Below are 14100 nucleotides of genomic sequence, written 5' to 3' on the forward strand. Positions count from 1 at the left end.
ACGCCGGTCGTGTGCTGTCGTGCGAGCGGGGCTCAGGCCTTGTCGGCGTCGCCCTCGGCCTCGGCGCCCTCGGCGTCCTCGGCGGACTCCTCGGTGTCGGCCTCGTCCGCAGCCGCCTCCGGCTCACCGATGGTGCCGTCGGGGCGGAGGTTCTTCAGCTCGACCACGTTGCCCGAGGCGTCCTTGACGGTCGCGGCCTCGACGATGGTCGCGAGGGCCTTGCCGCGCAGGATCTCCTGCACGAGCTCGGGGATGTGGTTGTGCTCGAACATGTGGTTCGCGAACTCCTGCGGGTCCTGCCCGGACTGCTGGGCACGGCGCACGAGGTGCTCGGAGAGCTCGGCCTGCTCGATGCCGAACTCCTCCTTCTTCGCGATCTTGTCGAGGATGAACTGCGCGGCGACGGCGTCGCGGACCCGGCGCTCGAGGTCGGCCTCGAACTCCTCCTGGGTCTGGCCCTCGTCCTCGAGGTACTTCTCCATGCTGATGCCGGCGAAGCCGAGCTGCTGCTCGACGTTCTGGCGGCGCGCGTTGAGCTCGTCGGTCACCATGACCTCGGGCAGCGGGATCGAGACCTTCTCCAGCAGGGCCTCGAGGACCGCGTCGCGGGCAGCGGCGGCCTGCTCGAGGCGCTTGCCGCGGCCCAGGCGCTCACGCACGTCGGCGGTGAGCTCGTCGGCGGTGTCGAACTCGGAGGCGAGCTGGGCGAACTCGTCGTCGTAGTCGGGCAGCTGCTGCTCCTGCACGGCGGTCACCGTGACGGTCACCTGGACCGGCTCGCCGACCAGGTCGCCACCGACGAGCTCGGAGTCGAAGGACGCCTCCTCGCCGGCGGACAGGCCGACCAGCGCCTCGTCGAGACCGTCGATCATGCCGCCGCGGCCGACCTTGTAGGACATGCCGGTGACCTCGCCGCCCTCGACGGCCTCGCCGTCCTTGGCCGCGACCAGGTCGATGGTCACGAAGTCGCCGTCGGCGGCCGCGCGCTCGACCGGGACGAGGGTGCCGAAGCGCTCACGCAGCGCCTCGACCTGCTCGTCGACGTCGGCGTCGGTGATCTCGATGTCCTCGACGCTGGCCTCGAGGCCGTCGTAGGAGGGGAGCTCGAAGTCGGGCTTCACGTCGACCTCGGCGGTGAACTCGAGCACGTCGTTGTCCTCGAGCTTCGTCACCTCGATCTCCGGCTGGGCCAGCGGCTCGAGGTCGTGCTCCTGGAGCGCGGCCATGTACTGCTGGGGGACGACGGCGTTGATCGCCTCGTCGAGGACCGGACCGCGGCCGACCTGTCGGTCGATGACCGCCGGCGGCACCTTGCCCCGTCGGAAGCCCGGGACGTTGATCTGCTTCGCGATCTTCTGGTACGCCGCGTCGAGGCTCGGCTTGAGCTCCTCGAAGGGCACCTCGACGGTCAGCTTGGCCCGGGTCGGGCTCAAGGTCTCGACGGCGCTCTTCACAAATGTCTCCTGATGCATGTGGTTACGAGTAGGTGCTGCGTCATGGGTGTACGTCGCGGGACACGTCGCAGGGGAAGGGAGGCGTCCGCAAACCTCGTCAGTCTATCGACGGTGTGGGCGCAGGCCGAATCACGCCCACACCGTCGACGGGGAACCCCGCGACGCCCAGCCCCCCGTCAGTCCACGGTGTCGAACGCCGCCCGCAGCCGGGGCACCCGGCGCAGCATCAGCTGGTCGAGGAGCAGCACCGCCAGGAGCGTGATCCCGAACAGCGGGAGGACGATCCCGAGCACGACCAGCGCGGCCGCGAGCCACCACGTGGCCCGCACGGGCATCCGCCCCCGCGGGGCGCCGACCGACCCCGAGCGCGCTGGACGGCGGCGCCACCACATCAGCGGCCCGGTGACGCACATGAAGAGCACGGCGAGGCAGAACAGCAGCGCTCCCCAGAAGCTGACCAGGCCGAGGCTGCGCCCCTCGTGCAGACCGATGCCCTGCGAGACCGCCTTGGCGACGAGGGGGTAGTCGTCGAAGCCGTAGTCGGAGCGCACCTCGCCGGAGAAGCGGTCGACGTGGACCGTGCGCTCGCGGCTCGGGTCGTCGAACGCGTCGCCGATCACGGAGAAGACCCCGTCCTCCCCGCTCGGCAGCACGACCGTCATCGGGTGCGTGAGGCCCTCCCGCTCGGCGACGTAGACGGCGGTGTCGACGTTCGCGACCGAGCCCCGGTCGCCGTCGGGGTCCGACGAGGGCACCTCGGTCGCACCCTGCGCCCACGGCACCTCCCGCACCGCGTGGCTGTGCGGCAGCGACTCGTCGAGCCGGGAGCCCGGCTCGGACTGCGCCCCGTGGTCCAGGCTCCACAGCGAGGTCCCGGCCGCGGTGGCGAGCTCCTGCACCTTGGCGCCCCAGAAGCCGGTCCACGGCAGGCCGGTCACGACCATGGCGAGCAGCCCGACGCCGGCGACCGACCCGACGAGGGCGTGACGGCTGCGCAACCGCGAGCCCGGCGCCCCCTTGGCCCGCCGCCGCTGGCGGGCCCTCCGGCCCGCGAAGAACAGGTAGTAGCCGGTCAGCGACATCACGATCGCCCAGCAGACGGCGACCTCGATGAGCCGGTCGCCGAAGAGGCCGGCCATCAGGTCGGCGTGCAGCCGGATGGCGTACCCCGAGAGCGTGGTGTCGGGGTCCAGCGCGCCGAGCACTTCGCCGCGCCACGGGTCGACGAAGACGTCGACGGTGGCGCCGTCCTCGGTCACGGCGAACGCGGTCGTGTCGTCGGGGTCGCGGCCCTCGCGGACCAGCCCGACCTCGGCGTCGGGGTAGGCCTCCTCGACCAGCGCGAGCTGGTCGGAGAGGACGTACGGCAGCTCTTGCCCGGCGGGCGCCTCGGCGCGCATGAGGTCGGCGTGCAGCATCGGTTCGAGCTGGAACCGCAACAGGTAGATGAGGCCCGTGACGGCCAGGACGGCGAAGATCGGCACGACCACGAAGGAGGCGTAGAAGTGCCAGCGCCAGAAGGCGCGGAAGAGGCCGGACGGTGTGGAGCGCGGACGCGGGACGGGCGTCCGGGCGCGCTGGAGGGTGGTCATGGTGGTGCTCCTCGCACGAGATGACGGTCCGCGCCGGACCGACGGGGGTCGGCCGGTGCGGCGGTGGCAGCGCTCACCCGAGGGGCCCGGTCGTGTGCGGCCGGCCGGACAGGCTCAGTGAGGGAGGAGCGCGAGCGGTGGACCCCGTCGCACCGGGCCGCGCGACCACACGGGGAGCAGCGGGAGGGGGTCGACGCGGACGGCGCCGACGCGGGTGCGGCGCGGGAGGGACAGGAGCACCACGGGGTGCAGGCCGAGGGCGCGCACAGCGCGCGCCAGCACCGTGCGTGCGGTGCAGCGGGCGAGGCGTACGAGCGTCCACAGCGCGCGCTCGCCCACCGCGAGCCACAGCCCGACCACCACCGCGGCGGCGACGTGCGCGGCCGCCATGGTGGGGTGCGCGAGCACGTCCTCGAGCCCGTGGGCGAGCCACGCGGGCACCGGCGCACCGGACCCCGTCCCCTGCCCGGGGTGGACCATGCCGCCGTGCGGGCCGTGGGCCATCGCGGGTGCGGCCGTGTGGCCCGCGACCGCGGACAGCGCGCCGTGCACGGCGACCTGCCCGCCGACGGTGAGCGCGACCAGGCGCGGCGCGGACGCCTCCCGGCCGAGGACGGCGGCGCACCCGGCGGCGACGACGGCGTACAGCGTCAGCGTGGTGGCCGTGCCCGGCATGACGCCGCCTGCGGAGGCGTGCGCGAAGGACCCGACCGCGACCACGACCGCAGCCAGCAGCGCCGCACGCAGGCAGCGCACGAGCGGCGTGGCTCGGAGGTCCATGTCGGGGCGACAGGACTCGAACCTGCGATCTCCTGCTCCCAAAGCAGGCGCGCTAGCCACTACGCTACGCCCCGCCAGACGGTCCCCCGGACCTCCGCGAGGAGGTGCGCGAGCCTGCCTGGAGCGGATGACGGGAATCGAACCCGCGTAGCCAGTTTGGAAGACTGGGGCTCTACCATTGAGCTACATCCGCGTGCGCCCGCGACGCGAGGCCGCCGGTGCGGGTGTCATGGTGCCACACGAGCACCGCCGTCGCGCACACCGGATCAGCGCCGGTGGACGAGCAGCAGCGCCCGGTCGTCGTTGCGGGAGCCGAGGGCCTCGACCAGCCGGGTGGCGCCGCCCTCGAACTGGCCGCGCAGGAGCCGCTCCGCCTGGCCGAGCATCCGGTCGATGCCGAGGCTGATGTCGCGCGTGCGGGTCTCCACCATCCCGTCGGTGTAGAGCAGCAGCGCGTCGCCGGGGCGCATCTCCCCCGACGTCGCCGGGAACTCGGGGTCCTCGAGGATGCCGAGGATCGGCCCCTCCGACTCGAGCACCTCCCAGCGGCCCGATCCGGCGTGGCGGAGCGCGGCCGGGGGGTGCCCCGCGCTGCGGATGTCGTAGCGACCGGTCCGCAGGTCGAGCGAGAGGTGGATGGCGGTCGCGAACCCCTCGTCCCACTCCTGGTGGAGCAGGAAGCGGTTGGCGCCGGCGAGGAACTCGCTGGGCGGCAGGGCGCTCAGCAGGCCACCGATCGCCCCGCAGAGCAGCAGCGCCCGGGTGCCCGCGCCCTCCCCCTTGCCGGAGACGTCCACGACCGCGACCTCGAGCCGGCCGTCGACGCGCGAGGCGACAACGAAGTCACCGGCGAACGGCGTGCCGCCGGCCGAGCGCAGCTCGCTCGCGGCGTACCAGCCGTCGGGCAGGTCGGGGATGCCGCCCTGGCTCAGGATCCGGTCGCGCAGGTCGACGAACATCGTCTCGCCGCGGATCCCGGCCACCCCGAGCCGGTTGCGACGGAACGACGACATCAGGACCAGGAAGCCCAGGCCGAAGATGATGATGACGGTCATCACGATGCGCGGGCTGATCTCGCGCTGGCTCGGCACCACCACGGCCAGCACCAGCAGGTCGAAGACGACGAACCACGGCAGCTGGCGCGGTCCGAGGACCAGGCTGGAGACCACGAGCGGCACGAGCAGCGTCACCAGCGGGATGTCCTCGCTGAGCCGCCAGATCCCGACGCCGATGAGCACGGTCGTCACCACGAGCAGGAGCAGCGGGCCCGACCCGCGGGGCACGACACGGTTGAACGCGGACTCCAGCCGCTCCCCAGCGGCCACGCGCATGTCACGGGGAGAACTCATCGACCGAGCTCCCTCCCTAGGCCCCGGTGTGCTTGCTGGCAGATCGTACGGCGCGCGAGCGGAACTTCGGCTGGCATCGGGGGCACCAGAACGTGTTGCGTCCGGCAAGTTCCCCGGTCTTGATGATCGAGCCGCACACCAGGCACGGCAGGGAGGTGCGTCGGTAGACGTAGACCTCGCCCCCGTGGTCGTCGCGGCGCGGTGCCCGACCCATCGCCTCGGGCGTGTGCTCGGGGCGCACCGTGTCGATCCGGCCGGTGCACACCCCCTCGGCCATGAGCACCACGAGGTCGTCCCACATCGCTCGCCACTGCCCGACCCGCAGCGTGCTGCCGGGCCGCAGCGGGTGGATGCGGTGCCGGAAGAGGACCTCCGCGCGGTAGACGTTGCCGACGCCGGCGAGCACGGCCTGGTCCATCAGCAGGTCGCCGATCGGCCGCGGGCTCCGCGAGATCCGGCGCCAGGCGAGGTCGGGGTCGGCGTCGGCGCGCAACGGGTCCGGTCCGAGCCGGGCGAGCACCTGGGCGCGCTTCGTCGGGCCGACGAGGTCGCACAGGATCGCCCCGCGCAGGTCGGCGTACGCCGTACCGCGCGGGTCGGCCGGCTCGGGGACGGTGACCAGCCGGAGCCGTACGGCACCCACCGGCCCGGGGACCTCGTCGACCTCCGCGTGGACGTCGAGCTGACCGATCAGGCCGAGGTGGACGTGGACGAACCGCTCGCCCTCGAGCTCGACGAAGAGGTGCTTGCCCGCGGACTCCGCGCCGAGCAGGCGCGTGCCGTCGAGCTGCTCCGCGTCGGCGGCGAAACGACCCTGGGGCGAGCTCACCCGGACCCGTCGCCCGGCGAACGCGGCGGTCAGGTCGTCGGCCAGCTTGCGGAGGGTGTGACCCTCAGGCATCCCCGTCCCGCCCGGCGCCGCGCAGCGCCGACTCGGGCAGGGGCGGGAGCTCCTTGGTCTCGTCGTAGGCCGAGACCTGCCCGATGCGGCGCACGTGGCGCTCGTCGTTGCTGAAGGGCGTCGTGAGGAAGACCTCGACGAAGCGCGTCATGTCCTCCACGGAGTGCATCCGGCCACCGACCGAGACGACGTTGGCGTCGTTGTGCTGGCGCGCCAGGGCCGCGGTCTCCTCCGACCACGCCAGCGCGCAGCGGATGCCCTCGACCTTGTTGGCGGCGATCTGCTCGCCGTTGCCCGAGCCACCGATGACGACCCCCAGGCTCGTCTGCCCGTCGGCCTGGTCGGCAGCCACCGCCTCGCCCGCGCGCAGGCAGAAGACGGGGTAGTCGTCGACCGCGTCGTAGGCGAACGGACCGTGGTCGACCGGCTCGTAGCCGTGGTCGAGGAGCCACGCCATCAGGTGGTCCTTCAGCTCGAGGCCGGCATGGTCGGAGCCCAGGTGAACGCGCATGGGAGGAGTGTCCCAGAGGGCGGCCCTCACGGGTCTCGGCGGTCACCACGCAGTCGGCCGAAGCGCGCGAGGCAGTGCCACAGCCACTTGAGCGCCTGCGGGTCGTGGTCCCCCGTCCGCTGGGCGGTCGACAGCGCAGCCGGGGTGACCTCGTCGCCCAGCCGCCCCGCGAGCGCCACCGGCACCTCGCCCCGGTAGCCGGGGTCGATGTCACGTGCCGACACCCGGTAGCCGGGGTGGACCTCGACGGGGAACGGCAGCCGCCCGAGCGGCCGGCGGTGCGCGTCGAGGTCGGAGGGGTCGACGACGACCGCCTCGACGTCGCGGGAGAGCAGGACGCCGCCGTGCATCTGGGCCTCGACGTAGTCGTCGAGCGGGTCGGTGAGGAGCCCGCCCGCGTCGGCGAGCGCGCACAGCTCGTCCAGCCGGTCCGGACCGCCGAACGCCTCCGGTCGGTGGACGCTGTCGGGCCAGCAGAAGGTCGCGCGGTCGACGGCGGCGGGACGCAGCCGGAGGTACGCCGAGCCGAACCGCGGCGCTGCGCCGTAGGCGTCGCCGTGCCGGTTCCACGCGCCGTAGACCGGTCGGTCCCCGGGCGGCGAGTCGTCGTACCTCCCGGCGAACAGCCGGCTCTCCCACGCCCACCGGTCGCCGCCGGGGTGCGCCGCCAGTCCGCCGTTGGACGTCCCGGTCACCCACTGGCTGACGTAGGCGCCGGACTCGACGAGCGCGTCGATGACGGTCGGTCCGCCGGCGCGACCGGTCGCCCCCCAGCCCGGGTGGAAGTGCAGCACGAGCGCCGGCTCACCCACCTGCGCTGCCTCAGCCCGCGACGAGGTGCTGGTCCAGCCAGCCCGCGACCGTGCGCACGAGCGGCTCGGAGGCGGTGAACTGCGCGTGACGCCAGAACCCGTGGGTCTGGCCGAGGCACCGGATGCCCACGGTCTCCACGCCGGCCTCGGCGACCCGGCGGGCCAGCTCCTCCCCCTCGTCGCGCAGCGGGTCGGCCTCGGCCGTCGCCACGAACGTGGGCGGCAGGGTGTCGAGGCGCTGGGAGAGCAGGGGCGCGAGGTCGGGGTCGTCGAGGTCGGCCTCGCTGCGGGCGTACTGCTCCCAGTACCAGGTCGCCTCCGAGGGGTCGAAGCCGTTGGCGGCCCCGAGCTCCCACGACGCGAAGCCGTTGCGCGGGTCGAGGAAGGGGTAGACCAGCGCGACGGCGGCGAAGAAGCCCGGGTTGCGGAGCGCGGCGACCAGGGCGAGGTTGCCACCCGCGGAGTCGCCGTGCGCGGCGTACGGCCCGGGCAGGCCGCGTCCGGCCCCCTCGCGCCGCAGCCAGCCGACCACGGTGTCCATGTCGTCGGGGGCCGCGGGGAACCTGTCCTCCGGGGGACGTCGGTACTCGACGCTGAGCACCGGCCGACGCAGCCGGTTGGCGAAGCGGCGGCAGATCCCGTCGTGGACGTCGACGTCGTTGAGCACGAACCCGCCGCCGTGGGCGTGGACGACGAGACCGGGCCGGACGTCGGCCGGGACGAACAGCCGGCAGCGCACGCCGTCGGCGTCGACGTCCTCGACCGACGCCACGTCCTCCCGGGGCTGGCGGAGGTTGAACAGCCGCACCTGCTCGCGGTGGGCGGCGATGTCGAACCCGGGGGCCGTGAGGTCGGGGCCGCGCTCGGCCTCGACGGCAGCGCGGACCTCGGGATACATCACCGGACGCTGGTCCGGGCCCCGGTCGGGGTCGCTCACCGCGACATCAGGGCGTCGAGACCCACGGCGATCGCGGCCGCGACGCGGAAGTCGACGCGGGGGTCGGGCACCTCCACGCGGTAGCGGTCACCGATGGACATCTTGCGGTCGACCGAGAACAGCGGCGCACCCGCGCCGTCGACGAAGTCGAAGTGGATCGGGATGAAGTCGAGCTCGGTGAAGCGGCGCAGCAGGCCGGCGACCTGGTTGCGCTCCTGTCCGGTGCCGGTGTACCCGGGCCCCTCGACGTGGAAGGTGGAGCGGAGCAGCGAGGCGCCGAAGTCCTTCTTGAAGAAGCCGATCTGCTCGCCCGACTCGTCGGTGATGTCGTAGCCGGCGTTGAGGTCGAGCTTGCGCCGCGCCTTGAAGCCGAACACCGGACGCGACTTGCCCGCGTCCGCGTAGAACGTCACCTGCTCCTTGAACGCCATCCGCTTCTGCTCGGCCAGCGCCATGAGCCGCGTCGGGTTGCCGGACACGTCCGTCTCGGAGATCTCGTAGCGGTTGACCATCATGGTGAGCTTCTGCTTGACCATGAAGTGCGGCAGGTACATCTCGGCGCTCACTCGGCGGCTCCTCGCGACAGCTCCTCCTCGACCACCGACGGGTCGAGCTTGGTGAAGATCGGCGTCGGCTTCGCGACCGGGGCCCCGACGAGGACCGGGCGCGACTCCCAGGCGGGCGTCGCGGTGTACTCACCGGTGATGACGGAGTACGACGTGTGGCCGGCGCCGTTGCCCGGCTCGAGCTCGTCGACCTGCTCCACCCGCGGCATCGGCATGAGCTCGCCCTCGCCGCCCAACGTGCGGTGGACCTCGTTGGCCGCGTGCGGCAGGAACGGCGCGAGCAGCAGGTTGCAGTCGCTCACGCACTGCGCCGCGACGTGCAGCACGGTACCCAGCCGCTCGCGCTGCGACTCGTCCTTCATCTTGTAGGGCTCGGTGACCGTGAGGTACTTGTTCACCTCGCCCACCACCCGCATCGCCTCGGCGATGGCCGCGCGCAGCCGGTGCTTCTCGATGAGCTCACCGACGCCGGCGAAGCCTCCTCGCACCGTCGCCAGCACCTGCTGGTCGACCTCCTCGAACGGCCCCGCGGCGGGGATCTCGCCGAAGCTCTTGGCGATCATCGTGGCGGTCCGGTTGACGAGGTTGCCCCACCCCGCGACCAGCTCGGAGTTGTTGCGCGTCACGAAGTCGGCCCACGTGAAGGCGGCGTCCGAGGTCTCCGGACCAGCCGCGCAGATGTAGTAGCGCAGGGCGTCGGGTCCGTAGCGTGCGAGGAAGTCGCCGACGTAGATCACGTTGCCACGGCTCGTCGAGAACTGTGAGTCCCCGAAGGTCAGGAACTCGCTGGAGACCACCTCGGTGGGCAGGTTGAGCGTGCCGAACGGACCGGGCTCGCCGCCCTTGGCGCCGGCGCCGTTGTAGGCGAGCAGCTCGGCCGGCCAGATCTGGGAGTGGAAGACGATGTTGTCCTTGCCCATGAAGTAGTAGGACTCGGCCTCGGCGTCGTTCCACCACTCGCGCCACTTGTCCGGCTCACCCAGCCGTCGCGCCCACTCGATGGAGGCCGACAGGTAGCCGATGACGGCGTCGAACCAGACGTAGAGCCGCTTCGTCGGCTGGTCCTCCCAGCCGGGGACCGGGATCCCCCAGTCGATGTCGCGGGTCATCGCGCGCGGCCGGATCTCCTTGAGGATGTTCTGGCTGAACTTGATGACGTTGGGCCGCCAGAGGCCGGTGGCCTCGCGCTGGTCGAGCCACTCCCCCAGCGCGTCCGCGAGCGCCGGCAGGTCGAGGAACCAGTGCTGGGTGTCGCGGAACTCCGGGGTCTCGCCGTTGATCCGCGAGCGGGGCTCGATCAGGTCGGTCGGGTCGAGCTGGTTGCCGCAGTTGTCGCACTGGTCGCCGCGCGCCTCGGGGTACTTGCAGATCGGGCAGGTGCCTTCGATGTAGCGGTCCGGGAGCGTGCGTCCGGTGGACGGGCTGATCGCGGTCTGCGTCGTCTCCTCGACCATGTAGCCGTTGCGGCGGCAGGTCTCGAACATCTCCTGGACCACGGAGTAGTGGTTGCCGGTGGTCGTGCGGGTGAAGAGGTCGTAGGACAGCCCCAGCCCGCACAGGTCCTCGACGATGACCTGGTTGTACTTGTCGACGAGCTCGCGCGCCGGGAGGCCCTCGTTGTCCGCGAGCACGAGGATCGGGGTGCCGTGCTCGTCGGTGCCGCTCACCATCAGGACGTCGTGGCCCGCCATCCGCATGAACCGGCTGAAGACGTCGGAGGGCACGCCGAAGCCGGCGACGTGGCCGATGTGGCGGGGGCCGTTGGTGTACGGCCAGGCGACGGCGGACAGGACACGAGTCATGGCGCAAGCCTAGTGACAGGACGCCACCCGGTTTCCCCGGGTGGCGTCCGTGATCACGCTGGGTCCGTGCAGGTCCCGCTGGTTCCTCAGCTGAAGTCGAGGTCGCCCGTGCGCGTGCGCTTGAGCTCGTAGAAGTGGGGGAACTTCGCGACCGCGACCACGCCGTCCCACAGCTCCCCCGCCTCCTCGCCGCGCGGGATGCTGGACAGCACCGGACCGAAGAAGGCCGAGCCGTTGACGTGGATCGTCGGTGTGCCGACGTCGTCGCCCACCGCGTCCATGCCCTCGTGGTGGCTCGTCGCGACGGCCTCGTCGAGCGACGCGTCGTCCCACGCCTCGATGAGCTCGGCCGGCAGGTCCACGTCGGCGAGCGACGCGACGACCGTCTCGCGGGAGAGCTCCTCGCCGTTGTTGTGGCGCCGGGTCCCGATGGCGGTGTACCACTCGCCGAGCCGGGCGTTGTCGTGCTCCTGGGCGATCCTGATCGCGACGCGGACGGGCTTCTCGGTGCCCTCGAGCATCTCGCGGTACTCCGCGGGGATGTCCTTGTCCTTGTTGAGGTACGCCAGGGACATCACGTGCCACTGCACGTCGATGTCGCGCACCTGCTCGACCTCGCGGATCCAGCGCGAGGTGATCCAGGCGAACGGGCAGAGCGGGTCGAACCAGAGGTCAGCAGTAGCCATGTCGAGCACAATGACACCGGGCCTGCGCCTATTCCCCACCGGTGTGGGCCGCACCACAGGCCCGGTGGCAGGATGCCCGCATGCCTGGAACCAACCTCACCCGGGACGAGGCCGCCACCCGCGCCGCCCTCCTGGACGTCACGGCGTACACCGTCGACCTGGACCTGACGTCAGCCACCGATCCCGACGAGACCACCTTCGTCTCCACGACCACGCTCGAGTTCACCTGCCGCGAGCCCGGCAGCGCGACCTTCGCCGACCTCGTCGCGCCGACCGTGCGCGAGATCACGCTCAACGGCCGCGCCCTCGACCCGGCGACGGCGTACGCCGACAGCCGCATCGCGCTCGACGGCCTCGAGGCCACCAACACGCTCGTCGTGACGGCCGACTGCGCCTACTCCAACACCGGTGAGGGACTGCACCGCTTCGTCGACCCGGCCGACGACAAGGTCTACCTCTACAGCCAGTTCGAGGTCCCCGACGCTCGCCGGGTCTTCACGACCTTCGAGCAGCCCGACCTCAAGGCCGTCTTCACCTTCAACGTCACCGCCCCCTCGCACTGGGTCGTCGTCTCCAACGCGGCCACCCCGGACCCGGAGGCCGCCGCCGACGGCGCCTCGGTGTGGCGCTTCCCGACCACCAAGCGGATGTCGACCTACATCACCGCGATCGTCGCCGGCGAGTACCACGGCGAGTTCGACACCTACGAGGGCAAGTTCGGCACCATTCCCCTGGGCCACTACTGCCGCCAGTCGCTCAAGGAGCACATGGACACCGCCGAGCTGGTCAAGCTCACCAAGCAGAGCTTCGCGTGGTTCGAGGAGCAGTTCGACTACCCCTACCCCTTCGGGAAGTACGACCAGCTCTACGTCCCGGAGTACAACGCCGGGGCGATGGAGAACGCCGGCTGCGTGACGCTGCGCGACGAGTACCTCCCCCGCAGCCGTCAGGCGCGCTCGTTCTTCGAGTTCCGCGCCTCGGTGATCACCCACGAGATGGCCCACATGTGGTTCGGGGACCTCGTCACCATGAAGTGGTGGGACGACCTCTGGCTCAACGAGTCGTTCGCCGAGTGGGCCTGCTACTGGTGCGAGGCCAACGCCACCGAGTTCACCGACGCCTGGACCGGCTTCGCCAACGCGCGCAAGCAGACCGGCTACCGCGCCGACCAGCTCCCCTCGACGCACCCGATCGCGGCCGACAACGTCGACCTGCACGCGGTCGAGGTCAACTTCGACATGATCACCTACGCCAAGGGCGCCTCGGTGCTCAAGCAGCTCGTCGCGTGGGTCGGCATCGAGCCGTTCCTGGCGGGCCTCCGGGCGTACTTCAAGGAGTGGGAGTACGGCAACCCGGAGTTCAAGGACCTGCTCGGCACGCTCGAGAAGGAGTCCGGTCGCGAGCTCCAGGGCTGGGCGCAGGAGTGGCTCCAGACCGCCGGTGTCAACACCCTCGCCCCGGCCTTCGAGCTCGACGGCGACGGCGCGTACTCGTCCTTCTCCGTCAGCCAGACCGCGCACGCGGACTGGCCCACGCTGCGTCGCCACCGCCTCGGCATCGGCCTCTACGACACGGTCGAGGGGCGCCTCGTGCGTCGCGACTACCTCGAGATCGACGTCGAGGGCGCCAGCACCGACGTCCCGGAGCTGGTCGGCGTGAAGCAGCCCGACCTGCTGCTGCTCAACGACGAGGACCACGCCTACGCCAAGATCCGCCTCGACGAGCGCTCGCAGGCCACGGCGATCTCGGCGCTCTCCACCTTCGAGGACTCGCTGCCGCGGGCGCTCGTGTGGGGTGCCGCGTGGGACATGACCCGCGACGGCGAGATGCGCACCCGTGACTGGACCGACCTGGTCCTCGCCAACATCGGCGCCGAGACCGACGCGTGGGCCGTCACCCGGATCCCCGCATCGACGGCGCTGGCGGTCGCGTTCTACTCCGACCCCGAGCACCGCGCCGAGCTCAAGCAGACGTGGGAGTCCGGCCTGCGTGAGCTGCTGCTCGCCGCCGAGCCGGGCAGCGACCACCAGCTCACCTTCGCCCGGTCGTACGCCGCCGCCGCGCACCGCGACGCCGCGCTCGACGACCTGATCCACCTGCTCGACGGGTCGTTCACGGTCGAGGGCCTCGCGATCGACCAGGACATGCGGTGGGCCCTGATCACCGCGCTGGCCCGGGCCGGCCGCTTCGGCGACGCCGAGATCGACGCCGAGCTCGAGGTCGACAGGACCATCTCCGGGCAGGAGCAGGCCGCCGCGGCCCGCGCCTCGCAGCCGACGCCCGAGGCCAAGGAGGCCGCCTGGGCGGCGATCCTCGACCCGTCGACGCCCAACGAGACCTCGCGCGAGATCGCGTTCTCGATCTTCCGGTTCGGCCAGGAGGACGTGCTCGAGCCCTACCTCGAGAAGTTCCTCACCGCCTCGGAGACGCTCGTCGACGTGCTCGGCTTCCACAAGGCCTCGACCGTGCTCGAGTACGGCTTCCCCAAGCCCCTCGGCTCGGCCGCGACCCTGGCCCGGCTCGACGAGTGGCTCGCCGACACCACCGCGCCCAAGCAGGCGCAGCGCTACATCGGCGAGGCGCGCGCGGAGATCGCCCGGGCGTTGGCCGCCCAGGCCTGCGACGCCAGCTGACCGGACGCCACACGACGACGCGGAGCCCCGAGGTCACCCCCGGGTGACCTCGGGGCTCCGCGTGGGTGTGGGGAGGA

At 71.8% G+C, this 14100-nt stretch carries 12 protein-coding genes and 2 tRNA genes; 1 reads left to right on the top strand and 13 read right to left on the bottom strand.

Features of this window, described 5'->3' with window-relative positions:
- Positions 1 to 32: 32 nt before the first annotated feature.
- The 13 genes from tig to F4692_RS01285 all read right to left on the bottom strand — a co-directional run bounded on the left by tig (position 33) and on the right by F4692_RS01285 (position 11390).
- Positions 33 to 1454: a trigger factor gene (gene tig, locus F4692_RS01225; RefSeq protein WP_179617834.1), complete on the bottom strand. Its 1422-nt coding sequence runs from the start codon at positions 1452 to 1454 to the stop codon at positions 33 to 35.
- Between the two features lie 176 nt (positions 1455 to 1630).
- Entirely contained in the window at positions 1631 to 3046 is a 1416-nt protein-coding gene (locus F4692_RS01230; protein ID WP_179617835.1) for a PepSY-associated TM helix domain-containing protein, read from the bottom strand.
- Positions 3047 to 3160: 114 nt separating this feature from the next.
- Positions 3161 to 3826 carry a hypothetical protein gene (locus F4692_RS01235; protein WP_179617836.1) on the bottom strand — a complete coding sequence of 222 codons (666 nt, stop codon included), beginning with the start codon at positions 3824 to 3826 and terminating at the stop codon, positions 3161 to 3163.
- A gap of 1 nt (position 3827) precedes the next feature.
- A tRNA-Pro gene (locus F4692_RS01240) sits at positions 3828 to 3900 on the bottom strand.
- A gap of 45 nt (positions 3901 to 3945) precedes the next feature.
- Positions 3946 to 4019: transfer RNA gene (locus F4692_RS01245), tRNA-Gly, on the bottom strand.
- Positions 4020 to 4092: 73 nt separating this feature from the next.
- The gene (locus F4692_RS01250) at positions 4093 to 5175 is read right to left on the bottom strand and encodes a PP2C family protein-serine/threonine phosphatase (protein WP_179617837.1); all 1083 of its coding nucleotides are present in this window, start codon (positions 5173 to 5175) and stop codon (positions 4093 to 4095) included.
- 16 nt (positions 5176 to 5191) lie between these two features.
- Complete coding sequence (locus F4692_RS01255; protein ID WP_179617838.1) at positions 5192 to 6076, bottom strand: Fpg/Nei family DNA glycosylase; 885 nt, start codon at positions 6074 to 6076, stop codon at positions 5192 to 5194.
- Complete coding sequence (locus tag F4692_RS01260; protein WP_179617839.1) at positions 6069 to 6587, bottom strand: ribose-5-phosphate isomerase; 519 nt, start codon at positions 6585 to 6587, stop codon at positions 6069 to 6071. The genes F4692_RS01255 and F4692_RS01260 overlap by 8 nt, the downstream gene beginning before the upstream one ends.
- Positions 6588 to 6613: 26 nt before the next feature.
- Entirely contained in the window at positions 6614 to 7399 is a 786-nt protein-coding gene (locus F4692_RS01265) for a DUF3626 domain-containing protein (RefSeq protein ID WP_308645099.1), read from the bottom strand.
- A gap of 10 nt (positions 7400 to 7409) precedes the next feature.
- The gene (locus tag F4692_RS01270) at positions 7410 to 8336 is read right to left on the bottom strand and encodes an alpha/beta hydrolase (RefSeq protein ID WP_308645100.1); all 927 of its coding nucleotides are present in this window, start codon (positions 8334 to 8336) and stop codon (positions 7410 to 7412) included.
- On the bottom strand, positions 8333 to 8902 hold the full coding sequence (locus F4692_RS01275; protein ID WP_308645101.1) for an LURP-one-related family protein: 570 nt from the start codon (positions 8900 to 8902) through the stop codon (positions 8333 to 8335). Before F4692_RS01275 ends, F4692_RS01270 begins: the two co-directional genes overlap by 4 nt.
- The gene (metG, locus tag F4692_RS01280) at positions 8899 to 10704 is read right to left on the bottom strand and encodes a methionine--tRNA ligase (RefSeq protein WP_179617840.1); all 1806 of its coding nucleotides are present in this window, start codon (positions 10702 to 10704) and stop codon (positions 8899 to 8901) included. The genes F4692_RS01275 and metG overlap by 4 nt, the downstream gene beginning before the upstream one ends.
- Before the next feature lie 86 nt (positions 10705 to 10790).
- Entirely contained in the window at positions 10791 to 11390 is a 600-nt protein-coding gene (locus tag F4692_RS01285; RefSeq protein WP_179617841.1) for a mycothiol-dependent nitroreductase Rv2466c family protein, read from the bottom strand.
- Positions 11391 to 11470: 80 nt separating this feature from the next.
- Here F4692_RS01285 and pepN point away from each other — a divergent pair, with 80 nt between their 5' ends.
- Entirely contained in the window at positions 11471 to 14023 is a 2553-nt protein-coding gene (gene pepN, locus F4692_RS01290) for an aminopeptidase N (protein ID WP_179617842.1), read from the top strand.
- The last annotated feature ends 77 nt before the right edge of the window (positions 14024 to 14100 follow it).

The sequence above is a fragment of the Nocardioides cavernae genome (assembly GCF_013410035.1).
In the GTDB taxonomy this organism is placed as follows: domain Bacteria; phylum Actinomycetota; class Actinomycetes; order Propionibacteriales; family Nocardioidaceae; genus Nocardioides; species Nocardioides cavernae_A.